The organism is Bacillus multifaciens (genome assembly GCF_030756675.1).
Classification (GTDB): Bacteria; Bacillota; Bacilli; order Bacillales; family Bacillaceae_G; genus Bacillus_A; species Bacillus_A multifaciens.
In genome coordinates, this window is the sequence record NZ_JAVBXD010000013.1 from 45,403 (window position 1) to 65,624 (window position 20,222).

The 20,222-nt window shown below is 36.7% G+C and carries 21 protein-coding genes, 2 pseudogenes and 1 other annotated feature; of the genes and pseudogenes, 12 read left to right on the top strand and 11 right to left on the bottom strand.

Annotated elements, in window-relative coordinates; genetic code table 11:
- Positions 1–5: 5 nt before the first annotated feature.
- Positions 6–335, bottom strand: coding sequence for a hypothetical protein (locus Q9306_RS10610; RefSeq protein ID WP_306198088.1), 330 nt, complete (start codon positions 333–335; stop codon positions 6–8).
- A 322-nt stretch (positions 336–657) separates the two neighbouring features.
- Here Q9306_RS10610 and Q9306_RS10615 point away from each other — a divergent pair, with 322 nt between their 5' ends.
- Complete coding sequence (locus Q9306_RS10615; RefSeq protein ID WP_306198090.1) at positions 658–1,185, top strand: isochorismatase family protein; 528 nt, start codon at positions 658–660, stop codon at positions 1,183–1,185.
- A gap of 42 nt (positions 1,186–1,227) precedes the next feature.
- On the opposite strand, the gene Q9306_RS10620 is transcribed toward Q9306_RS10615, so the two are convergent.
- The 4 genes from Q9306_RS10620 to Q9306_RS10635 are packed head-to-tail and all read right to left on the bottom strand — an operon-like array spanning position 1,228 to position 2,778.
- On the bottom strand, positions 1,228–1,410 hold the full coding sequence (locus Q9306_RS10620; protein ID WP_306198092.1) for a hypothetical protein: 183 nt from the start codon (positions 1,408–1,410) through the stop codon (positions 1,228–1,230).
- 24 nt (positions 1,411–1,434) lie between these two features.
- Positions 1,435–1,836, bottom strand: a complete 402-nt coding sequence (locus tag Q9306_RS10625) for a hypothetical protein (RefSeq protein ID WP_306198093.1) — start codon at positions 1,834–1,836, stop codon at positions 1,435–1,437.
- A 29-nt stretch (positions 1,837–1,865) separates the two neighbouring features.
- A complete protein-coding gene (locus tag Q9306_RS10630; protein ID WP_371932374.1) occupies positions 1,866–2,357 on the bottom strand; it encodes a DUF6584 family protein in 492 nt (163 codons plus the stop codon).
- A 16-nt stretch (positions 2,358–2,373) separates the two neighbouring features.
- On the bottom strand, positions 2,374–2,778 hold the full coding sequence (locus Q9306_RS10635; RefSeq protein WP_306198095.1) for a DUF5412 domain-containing protein: 405 nt from the start codon (positions 2,776–2,778) through the stop codon (positions 2,374–2,376).
- 215 nt (positions 2,779–2,993) lie between these two features.
- On the opposite strand from Q9306_RS10635, the gene Q9306_RS10640 reads away from it, so the two are divergent.
- The 4 genes from Q9306_RS10640 (at position 2,994) to Q9306_RS10655 (ending at position 6,575) form a co-directional block, all read left to right on the top strand.
- On the top strand, positions 2,994–3,521 hold the full coding sequence (locus tag Q9306_RS10640; RefSeq protein ID WP_306198209.1) for an RNA polymerase sigma factor SigX: 528 nt from the start codon (positions 2,994–2,996) through the stop codon (positions 3,519–3,521).
- Positions 3,522–3,524: 3 nt separating this feature from the next.
- Entirely contained in the window at positions 3,525–4,700 is a 1,176-nt protein-coding gene (locus tag Q9306_RS10645) for an anti-sigma factor family protein (RefSeq protein WP_306198098.1), read from the top strand.
- A gap of 65 nt (positions 4,701–4,765) precedes the next feature.
- The gene (locus tag Q9306_RS10650) at positions 4,766–5,731 is read left to right on the top strand and encodes an ABC transporter ATP-binding protein (RefSeq protein ID WP_306198099.1); all 966 of its coding nucleotides are present in this window, start codon (positions 4,766–4,768) and stop codon (positions 5,729–5,731) included.
- Positions 5,703–6,575, top strand: a complete 873-nt coding sequence (locus Q9306_RS10655; protein WP_306198101.1) for an ABC transporter permease — start codon at positions 5,703–5,705, stop codon at positions 6,573–6,575. The genes Q9306_RS10650 and Q9306_RS10655 overlap by 29 nt, the downstream gene beginning before the upstream one ends.
- A gap of 342 nt (positions 6,576–6,917) precedes the next feature.
- On the opposite strand, the pseudogene Q9306_RS10660 reads toward Q9306_RS10655, so the two are convergent.
- A pseudogene (locus Q9306_RS10660) lies at positions 6,918–7,037 on the bottom strand (IS1595 family transposase); the annotation flags it as partial.
- 189 nt (positions 7,038–7,226) lie between these two features.
- On the opposite strand from Q9306_RS10660, the gene Q9306_RS10665 reads away from it, so the two are divergent.
- From Q9306_RS10665 to Q9306_RS10675, 3 genes are all read left to right on the top strand, one after another.
- Positions 7,227–8,420: an MDR family MFS transporter gene (locus Q9306_RS10665; RefSeq protein WP_306198103.1), complete on the top strand. Its 1,194-nt coding sequence runs from the start codon at positions 7,227–7,229 to the stop codon at positions 8,418–8,420.
- A gap of 50 nt (positions 8,421–8,470) precedes the next feature.
- Positions 8,471–8,757 (top strand) — a binding site (T-box leader).
- A gap of 66 nt (positions 8,758–8,823) precedes the next feature.
- On the top strand, positions 8,824–11,232 hold the full coding sequence (gene leuS / locus Q9306_RS10670; RefSeq protein WP_306198105.1) for a leucine--tRNA ligase: 2,409 nt from the start codon (positions 8,824–8,826) through the stop codon (positions 11,230–11,232).
- Positions 11,233–11,376: 144 nt separating this feature from the next.
- Entirely contained in the window at positions 11,377–11,613 is a 237-nt protein-coding gene (locus Q9306_RS10675) for a hypothetical protein (RefSeq protein ID WP_306198107.1), read from the top strand.
- 384 nt (positions 11,614–11,997) lie between these two features.
- Here the strand turns inward: Q9306_RS10675 and Q9306_RS10680 are convergent, their stop codons facing one another.
- From Q9306_RS10680 to Q9306_RS10700, 5 genes are all read right to left on the bottom strand, one after another.
- Complete coding sequence (locus Q9306_RS10680) at positions 11,998–12,426, bottom strand: pyrophosphohydrolase domain-containing protein (protein WP_306198110.1); 429 nt, start codon at positions 12,424–12,426, stop codon at positions 11,998–12,000.
- Between the two features lie 85 nt (positions 12,427–12,511).
- Positions 12,512–12,694 carry a hypothetical protein gene (locus Q9306_RS10685; protein WP_306198112.1) on the bottom strand — a complete coding sequence of 61 codons (183 nt, stop codon included), beginning with the start codon at positions 12,692–12,694 and terminating at the stop codon, positions 12,512–12,514.
- A gap of 223 nt (positions 12,695–12,917) precedes the next feature.
- On the bottom strand, positions 12,918–14,024 hold the full coding sequence (locus Q9306_RS10690) for a Ger(x)C family spore germination protein (protein ID WP_306198113.1): 1,107 nt from the start codon (positions 14,022–14,024) through the stop codon (positions 12,918–12,920).
- Complete coding sequence (locus Q9306_RS10695) at positions 14,000–15,094, bottom strand: GerAB/ArcD/ProY family transporter (protein WP_306198115.1); 1,095 nt, start codon at positions 15,092–15,094, stop codon at positions 14,000–14,002. The genes Q9306_RS10690 and Q9306_RS10695 overlap by 25 nt, the downstream gene beginning before the upstream one ends.
- 16 nt (positions 15,095–15,110) lie before the next feature.
- Complete coding sequence (locus tag Q9306_RS10700) at positions 15,111–16,952, bottom strand: spore germination protein (protein WP_306198118.1); 1,842 nt, start codon at positions 16,950–16,952, stop codon at positions 15,111–15,113.
- A gap of 229 nt (positions 16,953–17,181) precedes the next feature.
- On the opposite strand from Q9306_RS10700, the pseudogene Q9306_RS10705 reads away from it, so the two are divergent.
- The 4 genes and pseudogenes from Q9306_RS10705 (at position 17,182) to Q9306_RS10720 (ending at position 20,208) form a co-directional block, all read left to right on the top strand.
- Positions 17,182–18,142 (top strand): annotated as a pseudogene (locus tag Q9306_RS10705) (IS200/IS605 family accessory protein TnpB-related protein).
- A gap of 223 nt (positions 18,143–18,365) precedes the next feature.
- On the top strand, positions 18,366–19,472 hold the full coding sequence (locus Q9306_RS10710; RefSeq protein WP_306198120.1) for an alpha/beta fold hydrolase: 1,107 nt from the start codon (positions 18,366–18,368) through the stop codon (positions 19,470–19,472).
- Positions 19,473–19,557: 85 nt separating this feature from the next.
- Positions 19,558–19,863 carry a rhodanese-like domain-containing protein gene (locus tag Q9306_RS10715; protein WP_306198123.1) on the top strand — a complete coding sequence of 102 codons (306 nt, stop codon included), beginning with the start codon at positions 19,558–19,560 and terminating at the stop codon, positions 19,861–19,863.
- Positions 19,864–19,986: 123 nt separating this feature from the next.
- The gene (locus tag Q9306_RS10720; protein ID WP_306198125.1) at positions 19,987–20,208 is read left to right on the top strand and encodes a spore germination protein; all 222 of its coding nucleotides are present in this window, start codon (positions 19,987–19,989) and stop codon (positions 20,206–20,208) included.
- Positions 20,209–20,222: the final 14 nt, after the last annotated feature.

Genomic DNA, 20,222 nt, shown 5'->3' on the forward strand with positions numbered 1-20,222 from the left:
GGATTTTACATTGTATCCTCATCGTATTCTGACAAATCATTATGTGATAACCAATTTTCGTAGAAATCATTTTTTGCTTTTTTTGAAAAAACAACAGCAGGAGTTTTATCTATTTCTTTGAGCAACTCTCTTGCTGTCGTTTCTCCAAAGTCTCTTATGTAGACTTTTTGATCTAATGGGAATTCCCATATCTTCCAATTTGCTGCGTGTTCTTTTCCAACTGGATCCCGTAACCAGTAGAAGGCGATTTCTTTGTTGTAACTGACCACAACTTCATAATCATCTGTACCGATAGCATAAGCTTTCAGTTCTTTCTCGTCTTTTCTTCTTTTCATGTGCTCCTCCTCTAGTTAATTTGAAGTCAGCCTTTTTTCCGTTATCGACCGTTTTTTGCAATATATCGGCGCTTTTCACAATATATCGACCGCTCTTTAGAATATATCGGCGATTCGACACAATATAAAGACTCTTCGGCGATATTCGACATTTAAGTAGTCGATTCGCTGACCTGAGTCATACTAAAAAGCTCTTAAATCATAAGAATTAACGGAAGTATGTGAAATAGTCCATCCCCTTTTTTGGTCAACCCCATTTTATCAAAATAGTGAAACAATAAGTGTTATAATAAAAAAGAAACAAATAGGGTGGGGAATAGTAATGAAACAAGCTTTAGTTGTCATTGATATGCAGGAGATTTTCTTTCTTGAACCGCAAAACTTTTTATATGATAAAGAACGCGTAGTTGAAAATATCAACAAATTAATTACGAAAGCTCACGAAAAAAATATCCCAGTTATTTTCATTCAACATACGGATGCAGAGGAAACAGATGAAATGTTTGAAGGGAAAGATGGCTGGCAATTACATAAGGAGCTAGTGAAAACTTCCTCAGATAAAGTGATTCAAAAAACGAAATGGGATGCATTTTATCAAACAGAGCTATTAAACTACTTACAAGAAAAAGAAATTGAGCAAATTATTTTTGCAGGAGCTCAAACAGAGTTTTGTTTAGATACTACAATTCGAGCTGCTTATAGCTTAGGATATCAAAATAACCTTCTTGCTAAAAATACACATAGTACAATAACGAGTGCAGTATTAGAAGCAAAGCAAATTATTCAGCATCATGAAAACATTTGGAATAACCGATTTTTAAAAATTGTCGAATTGGATACAGTGCTGTAAATAAAAGCTAGCAAACGATGTATTTGTTTGCTAGCTTTTTTGTTAACGAGTGATATACGTAATTGCAAAAATGACGATTAGCATTGCAATAAACCATAGATTATCACCGATATCAAATTTCTTTTTATACTTTTCTTCTTTTAAACTGCGCACCTCATCTTTTAATTCAGTAACAGATGCCTTTAATTCGTTAATTTCTTGAGTTAACTTCGTCGTATTATCCATTCTATTCTCTCTTTTCTTTTGTATTTATCCTAAACTTCCACCTGGTAAAGAAATATGAAGATCATCCCCTATGCTTAACTGCCAGCCTTCAAAAAAGCTACTATCATGAAAAATATCTAAAAAGATATTTTCGTCAAATTCAATTGTTAAATCGGAAATGGGTGAAAAATGATGTACTTTTTGTACTTTCCGATTTCGTAGTAGTTTTTTTGCGATTTTACGAAATCTAGATCCATCCTGATTTGTAAGTTCATAGTCTGGTTTTCCTACTTGCACTTCACGAAGGTTTCTTATACGCCATGCACATTCTACTGTTAAGCATCCATCGTCAAATACGATGATAAGAGGAAGTTTTACTTCAGGGTTTATTTCTTTTACTGATTGACCAAGTAAATCTGAGAAATTGTACTCACTTATATTTTGCATACATAACCTCCTGTTCTAAGAAAGGGTTATTAAAATATCCAATCGAAGGCAGTATACATACCAAGTAGAGCAAACAAAATGATTAATATAAACGCCGAGATGCATCCAAAAGGAATGAGCTTATCCTGCCACGTTTCTTCAGGTTCTTCGATCATTTTTTCTTTTACTTTTTTTTGAAGAGAAGATGCGATAGGTTCAGAACATAACTTTTGAATTATCTCGTTATCTCCTTTAAATTTTAAGGCTCTAACTATCTGTTTAGCGTCGTTTCTCATAGATTTTTCAAATAGAGAACACGCTTCAATCATCTCAGGTGTTTTCTGCTCTTCTAAGTACCAATATCGACCAGCCATTGCAGGGTGTTGTAATTTGTAATAGATATCTCCTAATTTCTTACGAAGGTCTAATGCATTAGGATAAGTCGAAATTAAACCATGTAGTCGATCTCTTGCTTTTCCTAAATCATTATTTTGAATATCGTTTTCGATCTTTTTTAACGTTTTTTCAGGTATGTTGTTAATGAGATAACTCTCCTTTTCATTTTACAAATTGCTTAGGATATTCTCTTATATGGTTTTCATCATCACGCCAATCGTACGTTTCTTGTTTCGGAATATGTAAAGTTTGATTGCCGATTTTCACTGTAGTTTCATCAACCCATTCAACGAGTGGATCGTTATCTGGGTAATTCCAGTATATCGTTTTAGTAGAATTCGTTTTCAGATGGACTAATTCGCCTCTAACAGCGTCTGCACTTAATGATCCGCCATCATGGAAATAAGTTTTCAGTTTATAATCTCCATTTGGGGATTCAATCGTTCGAATTAATTTTCCGGTTGGAACACCTTGCAAACTAAAAAACTTCCAATATACAAAACAAGCTCCAACAATTAACGTAGAAAGTAATACAATTCCTACTTTTGTTTTCTTGATTTTATTCATTTGCTTCTCCCTTAAAAATGGTTATATGTATTTTATACCATTTTGTGGATAATTTCTATGTATGGTCAGGTGCCTGTGTTTTTAGAGGAAATCGCTTAGAAGGAAAGGAATTCGAAAATATTTTTTATTTTTTTGTCACAAATAGCGAATTTATGGTTTCTTTATAGTAACAGTAGCTAATAAGGAGGAAGAAATGAGTGGAGGTGAAAGCTTCATTGTTAAATATATATGAACAAGATTCAGTTTCCAATATAGAGTTTCAAGATGTATTTAAAGAATATTATGCTCATGTTGTGAGACAAATTATGAGGATTGTGCGAGATCAAGCAATTGCTGAAGATTTAGCGCAGGAAGTATTTTTGCAATTATATCATACAGAATGGAAACAGATTGAAAGTTTATCAGCATGGCTTGCAAAGGCATCCATTTATGCAGCATATAACTATTTGCGATCTGAAAAAAGGCATCAAGCAAGAATCGAAAAAGAAGCAAATTATAAACAGTCAATTAGTAGTCCATCATCGGAAGAACAATGTATTCAAAAAGAAGAAATTACTCGTGTACAAAGTACATTAAAAGAAATGGATGAACGTGAACGTACCCTCTTATTAATGAAGTTTTCTGGATTTCAATACAAAGAAATCGCGGAGGCTACTCATATGGAAGTATCCTCGGTTGGAACATTACTAGCACGTGCGAAAGCGAAATTTCGGAAGATGTATAGAGGGATGAAGGAGGGGTAACAAATGAAATGCCAAGATATTGGATTTATTCAGGCGTATTTAGATGGAGAATTAAACCGCGATGACAGAAAGCAATATATTCAGCATCTTGACCAATGTAAAGCATGTCAACAGAAGTTAGAAGAGGTGAGCAAACTTAATCAATGGGAACAAGTGATATTGGATGATGAATTTGCAAACGTTAGTCAAGATATTGATATCAATGTTGATAAAGCTTGGAAAACCTTTGAACAAAATATCCGAACTCATAAAACAAAAGAAACAAACAGTGAAGAAATTAAAAAGAAGGGAAGATGGCATAACATGAAGAAATCATCTAAACGTTGGATTACTGCAGCAGCAGCGGCGGCAGTTGTGTGTGTGTCTTTAACAGTTCCAGAAGTACGGGCAGGAGCAAGCAACTTGTTATCGATTTTTCGAGTAAAGGATGTGCAGTTCGTTCAACTTACCGATTCGGACTTACGTGAAATTGAAGGATGGATCTCTAAAACGGAAGAAGGAGAGAAGTCCATTAAAGGAATTGGGAAAATAGGAATTAAAGATAATGGAAGCAAAAAAGATGCTCATTTTCAGTCAGAACAGCAAGCAAAAGAAGCTGGATATGCTGTTCCAAAAGTACCAAATGGATATCGTATAACGAGTGTGGATGCGAACCCGTCATTTATTATGCAATTTGAACTCGATACAGAAAAAGCTAATAAGTTGTTGAAACAACTACAGAGTAATACGCAGTTTGAAAGTGCTTTGAATGGCAAGCAGTTTTCAATCACAGTTCCAGAATCAGTACGTACACAAATAGAAGTTGAGGGTAATCGAACATCAAGCGCTTTTTCTTATAATGTGATTGATGCACCAAAAATTTCTGTTCCAGAAGGTGTAGATGTTGCGAAATTACAAAAAACAGTTTTAGAGCTTCCGATTATTCCTGGAAATGTGAAAACGCAACTTGCAGGTATTCAAGATTGGACACATACATTGCCGATTCCTTATGTAGCAAAAGATGCAAAAGTATCAGAGACAAAGGTTCAAGGAGTAAAGGCCGTTTTATATAATACAGAATATGAAAACGTGCTGATTTGGGAGAAAGACGGAAAAATGCACATGATCGAGCAACATAAAGAGCAGGGGAAAGATATGAATGCAAACGATCTTACTAAACTTGCAAATGAATTAAAATAATGATTGGACAAGAGCGGCTCCGCAAAAAGGGGCGGCTCTGTTCCTGTATGGAGCGGAGGTAAAACATGAACGAAGACTGGATTATTCAAACAAAGAACTTAACAAAACAATATAACGGAAAAGGCGGTATCCGTAACATTTCATTAGACGTTCCGCGCGGTACTGTATTCGGATTTATAGGTCCGAACGGTGCCGGAAAAAGTACGTTTGTGCGAACGATGCTTGGATTGATTCATCCGGATTCTGGAACGGCGCAAATGCTAGGACAGCCGATTGGGACAATTGAATCAAAACGACGCATTGGCTATTTACCTGAGCTGTTTCGCTATCCAGATTGGCTGACTGGTTGGCAGTTACTTGAAACGCATGCGAAATTATGCGATCTTCCTTTTCGGGAGCGGAAAGCAAAAATGAATGAGGTTATTGAAAAGGTAGGTCTAAAGGGAAGGGAGAAAGAAAAAATTCGCGGTTATTCAAAAGGAATGCAGCAGCGTATCGGGCTTGCTTGTGCCCTGCTTTCTGATCCTGAATTGATTTTCTTAGATGAGCCAACATCAGCACTTGATCCAATCGGGCGAAAAGAAGTGCGTCATTTAATGGAAGAGCTTCGTGACCAAGGGAAAACAGTATTTTTGAACAGCCATCTATTAAATGAAATTGAACATGTATGTGATCACGTGGCGATTATTAATAAAGGAGAGCTAATTGTCCAAGGAGATTGGCGCTCATTGATGATGATTCAAACGGAAGTTGAAGTAACACTCGGTGAGAAGAGCGAATTATTTTTTAAACAACTGCCTTCGTTTATTAAAAATGTAAGGAAGATAGAAGAACGTGAAAATCGTAAACGTTGGATTATAACGCTGCAACAAGAAAATGACATTCCTAGATTGTTAGAAGCATTTGTAGCACTACACATTCCTGTGTATCAGTTAAATCCGGTTCACCCGCATTTGGAAGATGTGTTTATGTACTGGGTAAATAAGAAAGAGGGGACGCAGCATGTGGACAATCGCCAAGTTATCATTTAAAGAAATTTTGCTAAAACGTATTTTTACCATTACGCTATGTATGACTTTTGCCTTTTTACTATTTTATGGAGTGGCCATTCATTATGCCGTCAGTGAAATCCTTCCAGGAGAATCTAGTGGTATTTCGGCAGCACAAGATTTTATGAGCAAAACTTTTATTTCTACACAACTTCTAGGGGTTGGGTTATACTTTTCTTCGTTTATTACTGCACTGTTAGCTATTTTAAGTAGTGTTGGAAGTATTGCTAATGAAATTGAAAGTCATCAAATTGATACATGGTTAACGAGACCGATTTCACGCTTTTCCTTTTTAATGGGGAAATGGATCGGCTTATGCTTGTTACTGATTGCGTACGCGGCCTTCCTGTTTATAAGTATCGTGATTATTCATCAAACAATGGGAGGTAGTACGTTCCATTTAGATTTCACAGCCGCGCAGATTATAAAAGCATTGGCTCTTTTCTTACTCCAGCCTGTTATTTTAATTAGTATCGCAATATTACTAAGCACGCGTATGGCAACATTAAATGCTGGCATTGTGTTAATTATTTTATACGGAACTGGATTTATTGGCGGATTTGTTGAACAAATCGGTACATTGGCACAAAAAACAGCACTTGTGAACATGGGCATAATCGCAAGCCTTTTATTCCCAATTGATACAATGTATCGTAAAATGACAATCTACTTATTCGATTCATCAGACAATCCTTTATCAATCGCCTCACAAGGAGTGTTCGGGAGTGTTTCAACACCGAGTAACATGATGGTTGTTTATGCTGTTTTATATGTGTTAGCAGCTATTTTTATAGCGATTCGTACATTTAAATCACGTGATTTATAGGAGGATGAAACTTTAGTGTATTTTCCCAATCCTGTAAAGTGTGAGAAATAACCATTTCGATTTTGAGATTAGTATAAGCTTTATCCGACTATTTGCAGGAGATGAAAAAATACTGACGGAAGACTCACTTTATATATTATAGTTAAAGCTCCTTCAATTGTAGAGAAGGAGCTTTAATTATGAGTTTAAGGATAATATTTACTATGATATAATTCCAATAAATGGAGATAAGGAATGTTATGGAATTTATTGAATCAATAGACCCTTTTCTGATGCAGTTGTTCATTGTTCCGCTTATAGTAATTGGATTAGGGCTTTTAGTATCTATTCTTGAAAGGTATTTGTTGCAACCCTTTGGAAACGTTCCATCCAAGTTTTCAAGCGATTATGAAAGTTATTAATGTGTTGAACGTGGTAGATTCCTTTCTTGACACGCTGTTTTTGTCGTTCATTGACCGTTTCTATGCGTGGCCAGATGCTCTCGCCTGCCTAAAAAAAGAGGGTTTTTATATCGATTTTTTAATTTGTATTTATATAGTTTATATTTCATTATCTGAATTTCACCAACTATTAATCAGTTGCCTTCTTATTTAAAAACGACTACAATTTTATTGTTATATAAGAACGAAAAAAAAGAATCGGAGGGGAACTATGCCAAGGAAAGTATGGCTATTAGTAGCCGGGATGATTATTAATGTCACGGGTGCTTCTTTTTTATGGCCTTTTAATACAATTTACTTACATGATCATTTAGGAAAGTCATTATCTGTGGCTGGAATGGTATTAATGATTAACTCGTTAACCGGAGTAATTGGTAATTTACTCGGCGGTGTTTTATTTGATAAGTGGGGCGGATATAAGTCGATTTTAGTTGGAATTGTGATTACATTATTAGCGATTTTAGGTCTTGTATTTTTCCATGGCTGGCCATTTTATATTATTTGGCTTGCGTTAATTGGATTTGGTTCTGGAATGGTCTTCCCGGCGATGTATGCGATGGTCGGAACGGTTTGGCCAGAAGGCGGCCGAAGAGCATTTAATGCGATGTACGTTGGACAAAATGTTGGGATCGCTGTTGGAACGGCGTGCGGTGGTTTAGTTGCCTCTTATCGCTTCGATTACATTTTCTTAGCGAACTTTATTTTATACTTTATTTTCTTCTTAATTGCTTTTATTGGATTCCGAGGTATGGAAGATAAGAAAGAAAAACGTGTAGCGGTAAAAGAAAAGACGAAAAACGGTTGGTCACTTACACCAGGATTCAAGGCGCTTCTTATTGTGTGTGTTGCATATGCTTTATGCTGGGTTACGTATGTACAGTGGCAAGGGGCGATTGCGACGCATATGCAGGAGCTGAATATTAGTCTTCGCCATTATAGTTTATTATGGACGATCAACGGGGCGATGATTGTTTGTGCACAGCCGTTAATCAGTATGATTATTCGCGCGATGAAACGTTCTTTAAAACAACAAATTATGATCGGAATTGGTATTTTCGCAGTGTCGTTTATCGTGTTAAGTCAAGCGCAGCAATTTACAATGTTCCTTGTCGCGATGGTGACATTAACAATTGGTGAATTATTTGTTTGGCCAGCTGTGCCAACGATTGCGAATATCCTTGCACCAAAAGATAAGCTTGGCTTTTATCAAGGTGTTGTAAATAGTGCAGCGACTGTTGGAAAAATGTTTGGACCGGTTGTTGGCGGAGCAATTGTTGATTTATATAATATGGAAGTATTATTTATCGCGATCATGGTCATGCTTGTAATAGCAATTATCGCAACGAGTATGTATGATAAGAAAGTACGTGTTGAAGAAACAGTAGACGAAAAAATTGCAGTTTAGTTTGACGGAACATGTAACTTGTTTTAGAATATATTTTAAATAACTCATATGTAATAACAGTGAGAAGGAGTAGTAGTAATAGAAACTGGTTTAGAGAATTGACGGTCGGTGCAAGTCAATCCACGTTTCGTTATGAACTCGCCTTTGAGTTGCAGTTGTGAAACAAAGTAGCAATTGCCGTCCATCCACGTTACGGATCTAAGCGAATGTATATTAGTGCTTGTTCAAAAAGGAGGATAAAGAAATCGGATAGCGATCTTTACCGGACGTTTTGAACATCCTTTATTACATTAATTTAGGGTGGTACCGCGGGAATCTATAACCTCTCGTCCCTTTTCTGGGATGAGGGGTTTTTTGTATTTTTGGCGGTGAAAATATATAGAATTTGAATGGAGGGTATTTCATGAGCTTCAATCATCAAGAAATTGAAAAGAAGTGGCAAGCGTATTGGGAAGAAAATAAAACATTCCGTACGCCAGATGAAACAGAAAAACCAAAATTTTACGCACTAGATATGTTCCCATATCCATCAGGTGCAGGGCTGCACGTAGGACATCCAGAAGGATATACAGCAACGGACATTTTATCTCGTATGAAACGTATGCAAGGCTATAACGTTCTTCATCCGATGGGATGGGATGCATTCGGTCTTCCAGCTGAGCAATATGCACTTGATACTGGAAACAGCCCAGCTGAATTTACAGAGAAAAACATTAACACGTTCCGTAACCAAATTAAAGCATTAGGCTTCTCTTATGATTGGGACCGTGAAGTAAATACAACAGATCCAAACTACTACAAGTGGACGCAATGGATCTTCTTACAGCTATTTGAAAAAGGATTAGCTTACGTAGATGAAATCCCTGTAAACTGGTGCCCAGCACTTGGTACAGTACTTGCGAACGAAGAAGTAATCGATGGCGTGAGTGAGCGCGGCGGACATCCTGTTGAACGTCGTCCGATGAAACAATGGATGCTGAAAATCACTGCATATGCAGATCGTCTTCTAGAAGACTTAGATGAACTTGACTGGCCAGAGAGCCTAAAAGATATGCAGCGCAACTGGATTGGCCGTTCTGAAGGTGCTGAGGTTCACTTCAAAATTGACGGTACAGATGAGAAATTTACTGTATTTACAACGCGTCCAGATACATTATTCGGTGCAACGTACTGTGTACTTGCTCCAGAACACGCGCTTGTTGCAGAAATTACAACAGCAGAGCAAAAAGAAGCAGTGGAAGCGTACATTGATTCTGTAAAAGCGAAAAGTGATTTAGAGCGTACAGAACTTGCGAAAGAAAAAACCGGTGTATTCACTGGTGCTTATGCAGTTAACCCAGTAAACGGTGAGAAATTACCAATCTGGATCGCTGACTATGTACTTGCTACTTACGGAACAGGTGCTGTAATGGCAGTTCCAGCTCATGATGAGCGCGATTACGAATTTGCAAAAACATTTGCCCTTCCTATGAAAGAAGTTGTAAAAGGCGGAGACATCACAAAAGAAGCACATACGGATGATGGCGAACACGTAAACTCTGCATTTCTAGATGGTTTAAATAAAGAAGAAGCAATTGTAAAAATGATTGAGTGGCTTGAAGTAACAAGTGCAGGAAATCAAAAAGTAACATACCGTCTTCGTGACTGGTTATTCAGCCGTCAACGTTACTGGGGAGAGCCAATCCCAGTTATCCATTGGGAAGATGGCACAATGACAGCTGTGAAAGAAGAAGAATTACCATTAGTTCTTCCAAAAACAGAGAACATTCGTCCATCTGGTACAGGAGAATCTCCACTTGCAAACATCGAAGAGTGGGTAAATGTTGTCGATCCTGAGACTGGTAAAAAAGGTCGTCGTGAAACAAACACAATGCCGCAATGGGCAGGTAGCTGCTGGTATTACCTACGTTACATGGATCCAAACAACAGCGAAGCACTTGTAGATCCTGAAAAAGTAAAACAATGGCTTCCAGTTGATATTTATATCGGTGGTGCAGAGCATGCAGTACTTCACTTACTATATGCACGCTTCTGGCATAAAGTATTATATGATATCGGTGTGGTTCCAACGAAAGAGCCATTCCAACAACTATTTAACCAAGGTATGATTTTAGGAGAAAACAACGAGAAAATGAGTAAATCAAAAGGTAACGTTGTAAATCCTGATGATATCGTAGCAAGTCATGGTGCAGATACACTTCGTCTATACGAAATGTTCATGGGGCCATTAGATGCTTCGATTGCTTGGTCTGAAAATGGCCTTGACGGAGCACGTCGTTTCTTAGATCGTGTATGGCGTCTATTTGTTCAAGACAATGGTGAACTAAGTGAGAAAATTACAGATGCACCAAACAAAAATCTTGAAAAAGTATATCACCAAACAGTGAAGAAAGTAACGGAAGATTATGCAGAGCTGCGCTTTAACACGGCAATTTCTCAAATGATGATGTTTATTAACGATGCATATAAAGCAGAAACACTTCCGAAAGAATATGTAGAAGGTTTCGTGAAAATGATTGCACCAGTTGCACCGCACGTTGCGGAAGAACTTTGGAGCAAGCTTGGATATAGCGAAACAATTTCATATGCAAGCTGGCCAACATTTGATGAGTCTAAACTTGTAGAAGACGAAGTGGAAATCGTTGTTCAAGTCATGGGTAAAGTACGTGCGAAGTTAACAATGAAAAAAGACGCATCAAAAGAAGAAATGGAACAACTTGCACTTGAAGCAATTAAAGAACAAATTAAAGGGAAAACAGTTCGTAAAGTAATTGTTGTTCCTGGAAAACTTGTAAATATCGTAGCGAACTAATGAAAAAGGGCACCTATTTTTAGGTGCTCTTTTTATGTTTTAAACGGGATGAAAGAGTTGAATTTTAGCATAGACAAACACCTATTTTTCTTTTTGCAATATGATAACATCGACACGTTAAATTCGGAGGAAGAGGTGAACGGAATGAATTATAGTGAACAACGACAAATGCCAAGTCCATATGGTATGGGCGGATTTCCGCAGGCGCAAGTAGGACATCATCCACATGGAGGCTATCCTTATGGCTATCATCATGTGGGGTATCATCCATATCATCATCATTATCCATATCATCACCATGGCTATCAACATGTTATTTATCATCCGCATCATCATCATCACCATGGCCATCATTATGGCATGCCGTATCAAGGCCAATAAAATGTAAAATTTATCAACTATGTAAAATCTCCTTCTATGCAAGGAGATTTTTTATTTGGGAATGATAAAAAAGAAGGGGGTGTTACATATGGGTAAAGGAAGAAGCAATAACGCTGTAAAAAGACAGCCAAACTTTGATGATTCATCTAATTTCTCTAAAGGGAAACAAAGTCAAACGACAGCACCGAAGAAGAAATAATATAGAAGGAGCCATCTGTAGATGGCTCCTTTTCAAAGTATTCATATATCGGCGATTTTTAGCATATATCGACCGTTTTTCATCATATATCGGCGACTTTTAAGATATATCGGCGACTTTTAAGATATATCGGCGCTTCGACACAACATAAAGACCCCTCGACAATAAATGACAAGATCTCACCGTTATTTTCCTACTTTTTCAAGTGCTTCTTGACGCTGGCGTTCAATTTCAGCACGAAGTTGTGGTTCTGGTGCTTCCCATCCTTCAGGTTTTAAAATTTTGCCGTCACCTTCGCGGAAGCGTGGTTTTCCGTCTGGGAATAATTTTGCCATGTTTGCATTGTTTACAATTTCAAATCCTTTATCAGGACGTACACCCATTTCGGCAAACGTTCCAAATGCAAAGTAAATTAAGTCAATTAGTGCATCATATTGATCTTCTACTGTGTTTGCTTCTAAGAACTCTTCTAGTTCTTCTTGCATGAAGCTTGCACGAATTTTTGCACGCTCTTCTGTTAATTTTGTTGGTGCATCTGCAACAGGGTGACCGAATATTTCATGCATTTTCGCAACAAGCTCGTAACCTTTATCTAAACCTTTTTCGTTTGTCATGTTATTTCATCCTTTCTCGTTCTTTTCCGACTGTTATTGTAACATGATTTCGGTTAGGGCTGTGTACATTCTACTTTTACAAATGCTATTCTTTTTTTTCTGTTAAGGATAGCGCGATATCTATTCCAAACATTCCAATGATAAGTACCGGTACTGTTACAAGGAGATAACGTGTAAGGGAAGCGTTTTTTAAATATGTATGAGCAAATAAAAAGACAGTACAAAAGAGAATGATATGTAACATAGGCTTTATCAATTTTTTAGACACGGTGCCACCTCATTTATAATTCTTACCTTTTAGTATATGGAATGAAATGTACTATGAAAAGCCATTTTGCGTTTGATCCTCTTTCAAATTAAGAGGAGTTTTTAGGTTCATCACCGTAACATGGGGTTGATTTTTTGAAAATGAATCATTTTTAATACACCACTCGGAGTGGAGTGTGCATCTATCTATATGTCACCCCCGTCTTTTGGTGATGAACCAGTTTTTATTCAATAACTCCTGAATTTGTAATATCAACCTCATATTGTACTTTTACCGGAACATCTTTGTACATTTTTCTCCATTCTTTTAATTGAAATGGTCTGTAGTGCTCTTTAAATTTGGCACCTAAAGCAAGTGAGTCTGCACCTAGAGATTGAAGTTTTTTAACTAATTTTGCACCATCTGTATTCAAGTTCTTTACGACATCTTTTCGTATTATTTCTACATTTTTTTTATTTTCTAAGTTCGTATGTTTTGAAATCTCTTGAATACGCGCTGCCATTTTTACGCGAATAACAAAGGAAGGTTTTCCGTCCTTTACATGTACATGATAAGAAGGGGAAGAACGAATATTGTTAATGATCGTATAGCCTAACTTTGTTTTAAACTCATGGGAATCCAGTTGGCTTTTCTCGAGCAGCGTTTTGAAAAGAAACATATCTTTTTCTTCTACTTTTCCGACATATTTATCTTGTTTGAAAAGAGCAATACTTGTAACTTTAATGCTATTCTTTTTTTTCTTTAATATAGGCATATACGTATCTTGTCCGTCACGATAATATCGGAAAGTTTGCATGTATAAATTATCGTTTGGTAAGAGACCTGTTTTCATATTATGTTCCAGCATTTTTTTGATGTAAATTGCTACGTTAGAAGCAGTGCTGTATTTGCCCGATAAAAGTTTCTCACCTTCGTTATTACCGCCTCCTTCTAGGATACCGACATATACTAAGTTTCCGATATTTACATCGCGAATAAGTGTATCGAATGCACTAGAGAGCCCTTTTTTAGCTAATTTTTCTGTGAAAAGAGTAACGCGTATTTGTCCGCTTGCAAGAGGCTGTCCCGATTCTAAAGAGGTTGTTGTTTTCACTTGTTTAATTGTATTTCCATACCCTTGAAGTACTTGTACTTTATTTCCTTTTCTTTGAATTGGACACACGTAAGTTACTTTTACTCTTCCACGGTCTGAACCCGCATCTGAAGCGACATCAAAAACAGCACCTTGAATAAGGCTAATATCGTCAATGATATTTTTTGGGACACATGCGGTTGTAAAAAGTAAACATAAGCTAAAAAGGAATATTACTTGTTTCTTAATGTTTTCCATTTCTTTTTCACCCACATTATAAGAAATAAGATTGGGATGTATACAAACACAATCCAAAAGCTTGCTTTTGATATATAAGAGATAAAATTATTAATGTCATGCCGTTCTGTTAGGAGCTGTGAGATAATGACGGTTATGAATAATAAAGAAAGTAATATGTACTTTTGTTTTACATGAAAGACTTCGTGTAATCCTCTTGTTGCAGCCCATAATGGTAAGACAATACTTGCAATGACAATGAGGGCATAGCCAGAAATCGCAATATATTCTAGACGCTCAATGAAAGGAAGATGAATGACTTGCGTGATCGATAGCTGTGACCAAATTGTCTTTGACAATTGTTTTTCGCTAAAAAAGGTAAAAGCAAGGATTGTACTTAATAAATATAAAAAGTTAGAATATAAAACACCATATTGTGCAAATTTATGAGATTTCTCAGGCGTTTTGATAAATGGATACATCATCAAAATAACTTCAAAACTAATCAGTGTATAAGTCGATGCTTGAGCTGCTTTTAAAATATCCCCAAAAGAATGATTGAATATAGGAAGTAGGTTTCCGAAATTTCCATATTTAATGACCACAAGTAGCAGCATGATATATCCGCATGTAGCGACAACAGAAACAACGCAAATACCGGTCATAACTCGAAAGCCGGATGAAATAATGTAATAACTAAGTATCGATAAAAAGATTGTTAATTTCCATGTGGCGGCCGTTGGGAACATCCAAACTTGAATAATTTCTACGTACGTGCGCATAACGGAGACACTGACAAGAAAGAAATATGCCATAAAGATTAGAGTGCATGCATTGCCTATCCATTTTCCGAATAGATGTTGATGTAATGTAATCAAGTTTCCGTTTACACCTTCTAATAAACGGTATATCATCCACATAAGAATATGAACGATGATACCCGCAATAATAACCCCGATCCATGCATCGTATCCGGCCGCTTTTGCAATAACACGTGCAAATCCAAGAACACCAACACCGAATTGCGCGCCATGGACTAAGAAAAAAACAAAAATGGGAGATACTTTATAGTTGATTTTAACTGTACTCATATGCGCTCCTCGCTTTTTATTCATCGAAATCTGTCATACGTTTTTTAGACACTTCTTTTACATAACGACTAACATGTTGTGGTCTTTCTTGAACCCCGCGCGTAGTTATTTTAGATAAGGGCATTCGTACGAAGGCGTCTTTTGCTAACTGTTTGCGAAATGGATAAACAAATGCATACGGTTTTCGAAGAGATGATAATCGAAAAAGCCGTGTTAATAGAATGATAAATCCTAGCGAAATTCCTAATAATCCCCATAACTCGGCAAGTATGAGAAAGGGGAAGCGAAGTAAACGAATAGCATTTCCCATTTTATAAATCGGTGTAATAAACGATGCAAGTGCAGATAGGGCGACGATGATTAATAAAATATTACTTGTTAATCCCGCTTGGACTGATGCCTGTCCGATAACGATACCGCCTACAATACCGAGCGTCTGCCCGACCTTCATCGGTAATCGGGCTCCTGCTTCGCGGAGAAGATCAATAGCTAACTCCAGAAAAATAGCCTCTATGATAGGTGGAAATGGTACTTGTGCCCGCGATAAAATCAATGTCTCAAGCAAGTCACTTGGAATTAATTCATAGTGATAACTAAGCACGGCTACATATAGGGGCGTTGCACAAATGGAAAACGTAACTGCGACAAGACGTAATAAACGGGAAAACGTTGCATAAAACCATGACACGCTGTAATCTTCTGGAGAGATAAAGAAATCCAGTAGAGATACAGGTGATAATAAAACATTTGGCGAGCCATCAACAAATATAGCAATTTTGCCATCAATGAGCCCGTTGCTGACACGATCAGCCCGTTCTGTATTAATAAATGTTGGAAAAATAGATGTATTGCCCATTAGCTGGGGAATATAATAGCTATCATTAATTTGCTCATATTGAATTGTGTTTAAGGTATCTTCTAAATATGTAACGTTTTCTTTTTCTGCTACATTACTCAAATACATGATAACAACTTTTGTTTTGGAGAATTCTCCAATTAACAGTTCTTTCGTTTTCAATTCAAGAACTGGCAACCGTTTTCGAACAAGGTTTATGTTTGTATCGATATCCTCTACAAATCCTTCTTGCGGTCCGATAACTGTTGATTCGTTCAATGGGATAGTCGGTAATCTATATTTTTCAATTGCAATGTTTGCAAGTAGGCATTCCGTATCATGCTCATGTAGTTGAATGATAGCATGCCCTTTTAAAACCATTTCTTCAATTTTTTTCACGTCACTTGTAATGATGAGTCCGCTTATTGGAACCATTGCCTTTATTTCTTCTAGTGTTTGTGCAGTATGGTGCAATAAAGCAGGCATTAAATAATTTTGTAATCTCATCCCATCCATTGACGTACGAAAAAATGAGATCCAATAAGGTTTAGCTGGGTCGTCAGAAGTTTGATAGCGAACAAAATCGCTTGATTCTCGTAATTTTTTGATAAGCTCTTGTAGTGAATGCGCAGTTTCATGCTCTGGTTTACTAAAGTCAAAAATGCCGTTTTGACTTTGCTTTGATTGTTGATTCGTTGTAGTTTGCTTGTTTGCTTGAGTTTGCTGTTGATTTGCTTGCTGCTTGTTTGTCTGCTGTTTGTTGTTTTGAGCCTGCTGTTGGTTTGCTTGTTGTTTGTTGTTTTGAGCTTGTTGCTTGTTTGTCTGCTGTTTGTTGTTTTGAGCCTGCTGTTGGTTTGCTTGTTGTTTGTTGTTTTGAGCTTGTTGCTGATTTTCCTGCTGCTTGTTCGTTTGCGCTACTTGATTACTGTTTGTTTGTTCATTTTGTTTCTTTTTCGTATCTGTATTGTTCTTTTCTACTTGCTTATTATCGTTCTTCTTTTTGTGAAACCATTTGAAAAACATATGTATTCCCTCTTTACCCAAATAAGATAACTTTAGTCTGTGGGAATTTTTATATATTATACATATATTTGTGTGCGAAAAAGTGAAATACGAATAGCGCGGGAAGCAATTTTGGATACAGAGTAATATGAGTTTTAGAGGAAATAATAATTGAATAAATAAAGGAAATGTGGAGGGGGAAAATGTAAGTAAAGAGATTGAAAATGTATGAATGAAAGGAGAGTAATAGATGAAAACAACACGTTCTTGTAAAATCAAAACCATCAAAATGGAACAAAGGGAACAACTTCTTGATTTGATTCGTACATTCGAAAGTGCCAAACGTTATAGTTTTAATCGTTTAACAGAAGGACATCACGATAAAGAATTGATCAAGAAATTACAACACGTGTATTCCTTAAATAAACGTTATTGTGAAGATGCAGTTTTACAAGCACAAACCATCATTTCCTCTCAAAAAGAACTCCTTCCTGTTTATGTAGAAAATAATCAAAAAAAGTTAGAACAAACCATACAAAAAATAGAAGAATATGAAAGTGGTCGAAAAAGACCAAAAAAAGTACTATTAGACGTTTGTTTAAACGGTTTACGAAAGCGAAAACAAAAATTAGAACAAAAAATTGCGATGTATGAAACGCATATTGCAAACGGTACATTACCGCCTGTTATTTTCTCAACATGTTGGCGGCATTGTGCTAGAAGATTTACATTTTCAACAATCTCATGATACAGACAAATACAGTAATCGCAAATTTTATCAGTTTACTTACAAGAAGATGGTAAGTAGTTTAATCAGAATGGGGCTTCGCAATGGATTTTCCGTCAAAACGGTGAACCCTGCTTATACAAGCGTGATTGGAAAACTAAAATATAGTAAAAAGTATGGGATTAGCGTTCATGAAACTGCTGCGTTTACGATTGCACGTCGTGGACTCGGACTACAAGAAAAACTACCAAAAGAAATGATTTCTTTGTTACAAAACCAAATCTCAACAAAACTTCATATTCTTATTGCTTCATTGGAAGAAAGCAATAAGAATACAAAGAAGGTATATAAGAAATGGTTACAAACCATCGCAACATGGAAAGACCATCACAACTGGAAATTATGGAGTATCCTTCATAAAACAGTGTATATGAGTAATCAACAAATTTTATTTCAAATCAAGAAGGGAGGGAACCTGGTTTAAAACTTATATCCCTTTGCGTATAGTTGACTCGGATGAATGATTATGCGCAAAACAAGACCGTTCCTAACAGGAACCTGCCGTTATTCTTTCACAGTAGGTGAAATGAGAAGGTGATAGCCTTGCGGACAGGAAAAAGGTGAGATTCCTTTTCGGTAGTTGGCTTTTGTCTTGGTTCGCCAACGTTTTGATAGATTTTTATAAGTTTTTTAAACCAGGCGAAAAGATGTTATATGTACAAAAGCAAGTATTTCGGCTAGAGAAATATACATTTGAAGACGGTACATCAATTCCAATCCAAATTGGCTATGAAACATACGGTACGTTAAACCGTGAAAAATCAAATGCTATTTTAGTTTGTCATTATTTTAGTGCAACGAGTCATGCGGCAGGAAAGTATACAGAGCAAGACTTAGTTCCAGGTTGGTGGGATGAGTTAATTGGACCCGGAAAAGCGATAGATACAAATAAATATTTTGTGATTTGTACAGATAATCTTTGTAATGTACAAGTGAAAAATCCTTATGTTGTGACAACAGGACCAAAAACGATAAATCCAGAAACAGGCGCAGAGTATGGAATGAAATTTCCAGTCTTCACGTTTCGTGATATGGCTCGTATTCAGTATGAATTAATAAAGGATATGGGGATTATTAGGCTGCACACAGTTATTGGTCCATCTGCTGGAGGTATGATTGCCCAGCAATGGGCTGTTCATTATCCGCATATGATGGAACGAATGATTGGCGTGATTACAAATCCGCAAAATCCAGTTGTAACGTCTATTAATGTTTTGCAACATGCAATCGATGCAATTCAATTAGACCCAGCTTGGAAAGAGGGAAATTACGGAGAGCAGCAGCCCATAAAAGGTTTGCACTTAGCAGCGAAAATGATGTTTATAAATGCATATGATGCCCACTATTATGAAACGAAATTTCCGCGGGACAGTACAGAATCAGCACCGTATCAAGACTTCAGTACATTAACTTCATTTGAAGAAGCAATTAACGAAGCAACGTTACAGAATATCGCCTATGTTGATGCAAATTCATGGATGTACACCGCAAAAGCAACTATATTACATGATATTGCTCATGGGTTTTCTTCATTAGAAGAAGCGCTTCGGCAAGTAGAAGCGAGCGTCCTGATGATTCCTTGTAAGCAAGATATACTACAGCCTTCCCGCTATAATTATCAGATGGTCGAATTGTTGAGAAAGAACGGGAATTTTGCAGAAGTGTATGAAATTGAAAGTATATACGGACATATGGCAGGTGTGTTTGAGACGTATTTATTTGCTGGAAAAGTGCATCAATTTCTTAATCAGTAAATCCCAAGTATGATGTAACTCCTACACATAACTTGTTTTCTAAGTGGTGCATGCTAAAATTGAGGGGAAAGAAGGAGGAGAGTTCATGACTGAAGTGAAAACAATTATGCCAGAAGAAGTACAAGAGCGTTTAGAAAAAGGAGAAACGCTATTTTTAGTAGATGTGCGTGAAGATGAAGAAGTAGCATACGGAAAAATTCCAGAAGCAGTTCATATTAAAATGGGGGATATTCCGCATAAAGTAGATTTATTTGATAAAGAAAATGAATATATTTTTATTTGCCGCTCTGGTATGCGCAGCGAAAATGTTTGCCATTATTTAAATGATCTAGGTTATAAGACAGTAAACATGGTTGGCGGTATGATGCAGTATGAAGGAAAAGTAAAGTAAAACGCTACTGCCAGTTAAAGTGTAATTATTCTTTTGAAAACTTGAAACGCGTCCGTTTCAAGTTTTTTTCTTTTGCATACAGTGTAGAAAGCAGGAGATATTGTTAAGAAAGGTGGCTCAAGAGTGAATTCACTTATTCGAAAAATCAAAATTATAAACAATAAGGGAGCAATCAATATGGGGAATTGTTACGATCTTTCTCCATTTGTTGCGACGAAGGTATTTAGCGGGGCTGGTGGATCAAGTGCTGCGACATTTTTAAATGGGAAGTTAACGCCGCCAAGAGCACCACAAGGCACTGAATTTATTCCGCCGCTAGAGGAAAGTTCAACAGCCGGAGTATAATAGAAAGGTTGTAT

What these genes read in the sequence shown, in the direction of transcription:
- Q9306_RS10695 (WP_306198115.1), bottom strand. Translation starts at nt 15,094, where the DNA reads ATGAGTACAGTTAAAATCAACTATAAAGTATCTCCCATTTTTGTTTTT.
- Q9306_RS10625 (WP_306198093.1), bottom strand. Translation starts at nt 1,836, where the DNA reads ATGCAAAATATAAGTGAGTACAATTTCTCAGATTTACTTGGTCAATCA.
- Q9306_RS10715 (WP_306198123.1), top strand. Translation starts at nt 19,558, where the DNA reads ATGACTGAAGTGAAAACAATTATGCCAGAAGAAGTACAAGAGCGTTTA.
- Q9306_RS10680 (WP_306198110.1), bottom strand. Translation starts at nt 12,426, where the DNA reads ATGACAAACGAAAAAGGTTTAGATAAAGGTTACGAGCTTGTTGCGAAA.
- Q9306_RS10635 (WP_306198095.1), bottom strand. Translation starts at nt 2,778, where the DNA reads ATGAATAAAATCAAGAAAACAAAAGTAGGAATTGTATTACTTTCTACG.
- Q9306_RS10665 (WP_306198103.1), top strand. Translation starts at nt 7,227, where the DNA reads ATGCCAAGGAAAGTATGGCTATTAGTAGCCGGGATGATTATTAATGTC.
- Q9306_RS10675 (WP_306198107.1), top strand. Translation starts at nt 11,377, where the DNA reads ATGAATTATAGTGAACAACGACAAATGCCAAGTCCATATGGTATGGGC.
- Q9306_RS10610 (WP_306198088.1), bottom strand. Translation starts at nt 335, where the DNA reads ATGAAAAGAAGAAAAGACGAGAAAGAACTGAAAGCTTATGCTATCGGT.
- Q9306_RS10690 (WP_306198113.1), bottom strand. Translation starts at nt 14,024, where the DNA reads ATGGAAAACATTAAGAAACAAGTAATATTCCTTTTTAGCTTATGTTTA.
- Q9306_RS10615 (WP_306198090.1), top strand. Translation starts at nt 658, where the DNA reads ATGAAACAAGCTTTAGTTGTCATTGATATGCAGGAGATTTTCTTTCTT.
- Q9306_RS10700 (WP_306198118.1), bottom strand. Translation starts at nt 16,952, where the DNA reads ATGTTTTTCAAATGGTTTCACAAAAAGAAGAACGATAATAAGCAAGTA.
- leuS (WP_306198105.1), top strand. Translation starts at nt 8,824, where the DNA reads ATGAGCTTCAATCATCAAGAAATTGAAAAGAAGTGGCAAGCGTATTGG.
- Q9306_RS10710 (WP_306198120.1), top strand. Translation starts at nt 18,366, where the DNA reads ATGTTATATGTACAAAAGCAAGTATTTCGGCTAGAGAAATATACATTT.
- Q9306_RS10645 (WP_306198098.1), top strand. Translation starts at nt 3,525, where the DNA reads ATGAAATGCCAAGATATTGGATTTATTCAGGCGTATTTAGATGGAGAA.
- Q9306_RS10650 (WP_306198099.1), top strand. Translation starts at nt 4,766, where the DNA reads ATGAACGAAGACTGGATTATTCAAACAAAGAACTTAACAAAACAATAT.
- Q9306_RS10655 (WP_306198101.1), top strand. Translation starts at nt 5,703, where the DNA reads ATGTGGACAATCGCCAAGTTATCATTTAAAGAAATTTTGCTAAAACGT.
- Q9306_RS10620 (WP_306198092.1), bottom strand. Translation starts at nt 1,410, where the DNA reads ATGGATAATACGACGAAGTTAACTCAAGAAATTAACGAATTAAAGGCA.